This window comes from Candidatus Planktophila sp. (assembly GCA_030681675.1).
Taxonomy (GTDB): domain Bacteria; phylum Actinomycetota; class Actinomycetes; order Nanopelagicales; family Nanopelagicaceae; genus Planktophila.
This window is the reverse complement of the sequence record JAUXRP010000013.1, coordinates 1-1,597: the sequence shown is the minus strand read 5'-3', so window position 1 is coordinate 1,597 and position 1,597 is coordinate 1. Positions and strand designations below refer to the sequence as shown.

The window sequence follows — 1,597 nt, the reverse complement described above, 5'->3', positions numbered from 1 at the left end:
AGAACAATACATTCACCTGCGAATGCTCAATGATGGTTTTCTGATAACACCATTCCATAACATGGCCCTGATGTGTCCCGAAACAACGGTGGCCGATGTCGATGCACATACCAAAGCCTTTCGCACAATGTGCGCCGAACTAGTGCAGTGATAGCCTGACTGTAAAACAAAACGGCCCAAGCGATATAACTTTCGTCAGTGATCTCTCTTGGGCCGTGGCTCAAGCGGTTTAGCTTTCGCCAATACTCGCTATATTGCCGTTGCACAAGCGGTTTAGCCTTCGCTAGTGATCGTTCATGTGCCTTATGGAAAAGATTACACTCCTTCCCTGCAATGTTGCAACTGTGGAAAACTCTTTATTTATGTCGGTGGCATACAAAATAATGCGCTTGTGTCCTTAGATACTCGCTTAATTGAAACGCAACTTCGCGGTTATTGACCATCTAAAAATGCGAAGGCCCAAGCGATTTAGCTTGCGCTAGGGATCTCTCTTGGGCTTTGACTAAATACTAGTTGTTATGTCTGACGAAATCAAGTGTGTACAACTCAGATTAAATGTCAGTTGTCGAGTTCATGATTGGAATATGGGTTCGGTAAAAGATTACTTAGAGTTACATAAACAATTTGAATTTTCATATTTTCTGATTGGATTACTCGAAGTTAGCTTACGTAAACAAATCCCTCTTGCTCTTGCCAAAAAATTGATCAAAGACGACAGATTGAAATGGCACTCTGGGCTTCAATTGAACGAACAAGGCCAGAAATCGCTTAAATACGCTTTAAATATGAATAGGGAGTCTCCAGAAAATTATCTCCCACTTTCATTTTGGCGTTTCCTACTCAGCAATAGGAACTATGGGCCATTGTGGTTGCCAAGTTTGCATACGGTTTTTTCTGGAATTTCTCTCCCTAAAAGAATCGAGAGTTTCAAGACTGTTGACAAGAACATGGATACAGCATTGAGGCTTCGGAATAATGTTGCTCACTTTAACGTGGATGCGGTGAGACATATGCCCTTTTCCCAAGAGAAAACTAGATGGCTACTGATCAACTTGGGAATAAAGCCGCAATTACTTGTTCGATCAGGCCAGTATTATAGGAAATTGACTTAAGTATTCACCACCATCCTGCTAACCTGCCGTTCATGGTTTACGATGTTCAGAAAATTCGCGCACATTTTCCCTCGCTGAATACTGGCTTAGCATTTTTTGATGGCCCTGGTGGAAGCCAAGTACCTGATGTAGTCGGTGCTGCGATTGCCGATGCCATCACGAGGCCGATTTCTAATAGGAATGTAAATACTGAATCAGAGAAGAATGCCGAAGAGATTGTTGTTGAGTTTCGCAAAGCTGTAGGCGATTTAATTGATGTGGACCCAGGAGGCGTCGTTTACGGTCGCTCATGGACACAGTTGAGTTATGACTTTTCACGTACATTGGCCAAAAAATGGGGGCCTGGAGATGAAGTCGTAGTAAGTCGCCTCGATCATGATTCAAATATTCGTCCTTGGATTCAAGCTGCCGAAGCCGTTGGTGCAACGGTGCGTTGGGCAGAATTCGATGTTGAAACATCGGAGTTAAGCGTTGAGGCCGTTGAA

3 protein-coding genes are annotated in these 1,597 nt (G+C 43.4%); all 3 read left to right on the top strand.

Features of this window, described 5'->3' with window-relative positions; all coding sequences use genetic code 11:
• Nucleotides 1-286: 286 nt before the first annotated feature.
• Nucleotides 287-439, top strand: a complete 153-nt coding sequence (locus Q8K48_03265) for a hypothetical protein (GenBank protein MDP1851418.1) — start codon at nucleotides 287-289, stop codon at nucleotides 437-439.
• A 145-nt stretch (nucleotides 440-584) separates the two neighbouring features.
• Nucleotides 585-1,112, top strand: a complete 528-nt coding sequence (locus Q8K48_03260) for a hypothetical protein (protein MDP1851417.1) — start codon at nucleotides 585-587, stop codon at nucleotides 1,110-1,112.
• Nucleotides 1,113-1,144: 32 nt separating this feature from the next.
• The coding region (locus Q8K48_03255; protein MDP1851416.1) for an aminotransferase class V-fold PLP-dependent enzyme at nucleotides 1,145-1,597 on the top strand (453 nt) is incomplete at its 3' end.